The organism is Dellaglioa sp. CoH-57-MRSF-17, assembly GCF_056782015.1.
Genome location: NZ_JBXAXY010000146.1, coordinates 1 through 267, shown reverse-complemented (window position 1 = coordinate 267; position 267 = coordinate 1). Strand labels below are relative to the sequence as shown.

Below are 267 nucleotides of genomic sequence, written 5' to 3'. Positions count from 1 at the left end.
GACATGGCTCGACTCCGGAACTTTTGTCAAATGGCGATCACGTTGATGGAACATGCGCCGATTTCGCAAATACAGGCCGCGTGGCGAGATACTGAAATTCTTGCGTTCGAGCACAACGGTATTGACGACGGGCCAGATACCGGTGTAGTATTGCGCTCTCCAGATCAACCGGCTCGTTCGTCGTGTATTCCCGAGTCATTTCGTAAGGAGTGAGCATGAACATCTCTACCAAAGATTATGACCTCTACCAAGAAGAATGCGACGATA

At 49.8% G+C, this 267-nt stretch carries 1 protein-coding gene; it reads left to right on the top strand.

Going from position 1 to position 267, the window contains the following annotated elements; all coding sequences use genetic code 11:
• Positions 1–213 (top strand): hypothetical protein (locus AC1RPJ_RS08205; RefSeq protein WP_481762915.1); only part of this gene is annotated, 213 nt, incomplete at its 5' end.
• Positions 214–267 lie beyond the last annotated feature (54 nt).